The following is a 1,998-nucleotide window of genomic DNA, read 5'->3' on the forward strand; positions in this document are numbered from 1 at the left end:
GTTGCATAGAGTGCTAAAATTTATTTATAAATTGCAAGCTAAAGGAGAGGTCTTAATGGAAACGAAACAGTTTAAAGCCGAATCAAAACGATTATTAGACATGATGATCAACTCTATTTATACTCATCGGGAGATATTTTTAAGAGAGTTACTGTCAAATGCTAGCGATGCTATTGATAAAATTTATTACACAGCATTAACAGATGATTCTTTAACCTTTGACAAGGACAGTTACTATATAAAAGTAACGGCTGATAAAGAAAATAGAATCTTGAAAATCACTGATACGGGTATTGGAATGTCCAAGGAAGATCTAGAAAATAACCTTGGAACCATTGCCAAAAGCGGCTCATTAGCATTTAAAAGTGAAAATGAATTAAAAGATGGTCACGATATCATAGGCCAATTTGGTGTTGGATTTTATTCTGCCTTTATGGTCGCTGATGAAGTCACTGTCATTAGTAGAGCTTTAGGCAGTGAGGAAGCATATAAGTGGGAATCTAAGGGGGCGGATGGCTATACAATTGTCCTATTTGAAAAGGATTCAGTCGGTACCGAGATTATTTTGAAAATCAAAGAGAATGTGGAAGATGAGAGCTATGATGAGTATCTGGAAGAATATCGCTTAAAGTCCATCATCAAAAAGTATTCTGATTTCATTCGCTATCCTATCAAAATGGATGTTACCGATAGAAGGCTTAAAGAAGGTAGTGAAGATGAATACGAGGATGTTCAAGAAGAACAAACGATAAATAGTATGGTACCAATTTGGAGGAAAAATAAAAAGGATCTTACAACAGAGGACTATGATCATTTTTATGCGGAAAAACATTACGGTTTTGACAAACCGATTAAACATATCCATATCAGTGTGGATGGTGCTGTAAGATATAATTCCATTTTATATATTCCTGAAAAAATACCTTTCGATTACTACTCTAAGGAATATGAAAAAGGGTTAGAGCTATATTCTAATGGTGTGTTAATCATGAACAAATGCTCCGACTTACTTCCTGACTATTTTAGTTTTGTAAAGGGTATGGTGGATTCAGAGGATTTATCTTTAAATATCTCAAGAGAAATGCTGCAGCATGACCGCCAATTAAAACTTATCGCAAAAAATATTAACAAAAAAATTAAGAGTGAATTACTAAACATATTAAAAAATGAACGAGAAAAGTATGAAGAGTTTTATAATTCTTTTGGCAGACAACTCAAATATGGTGTCTACAGTGACTACGGAATGCATAAAGAGGAATTACAAGATTTACTGATGTTCTACTCCTCTAAAGAGAAGAAAATGGTCACTCTAGACGAATATGTATCAAGAATGCCGGAGGATCAAAAATATATTTATTATGCTGCAGGTGAAACATACGAAAGAATTGACAAGCTTCCTCAAACTGAGCTAGTCGCTGATAAAGGATATGAAATCTTATATTTCACCGATGAAATAGACGAATTCGCCATTAGAATGGTAATGACATACAAGGAAAAAGAATTCAAATCTGTGGCAAGCGGTGATTTAGGTTTTGAAGCAGATGAAAGTCATCAAACTGCTTCTGAAGAGAAGGAGAATAAAGAGCTCTTTGACTATATGAAAAATATTCTGGCTGACAAAGTAAAGGATGTAAGAGTATCTAAAAGATTAAAAACGCATCCTGTATGTTTAACGACCGATGGGGCAGTATCGATCGAAATGGAAAAAATTCTAAATGCGATGCCAAACAATCAAAACGTTAAAGCCGACAAAGTTTTAGAAATAAATGTCCATCACGATATATTTGAATCATTAAAAGCTGCATTTGAAAAAGATAAAGAAAAATTAACACTTTATACTTCCTTGTTATATAACCAAGCCCTATTAATTGAAGGCTTGCCAATCGAGGATCCAGTTGAGTTTACCAATAATATTTGCAAAATCATGGCTTAAAAGAAAAGCGAAAGTTTCCTTTCCGCGGCGAATAGACTGGAGCGCTTCGACTGAGATCAAGGAAA

At 34.2% G+C, this 1,998-nt stretch carries 1 protein-coding gene; it reads left to right on the top strand.

Annotation, left to right across the window (positions count from 1 at the left end; translation table 11 throughout):
* The first annotated feature begins 55 nt into the window (after positions 1-55).
* The gene (htpG, locus tag V7150_RS25150; RefSeq protein ID WP_335523736.1) at positions 56-1,933 is read left to right on the top strand and encodes a molecular chaperone HtpG; all 1,878 of its coding nucleotides are present in this window, start codon (positions 56-58) and stop codon (positions 1,931-1,933) included.
* Positions 1,934-1,998 lie beyond the last annotated feature (65 nt).

It is taken from the genome of Neobacillus drentensis, from assembly GCF_036965245.1.
Classification (GTDB): domain Bacteria; phylum Bacillota; class Bacilli; order Bacillales; family Cytobacillaceae; genus Neobacillus; species Neobacillus drentensis_G.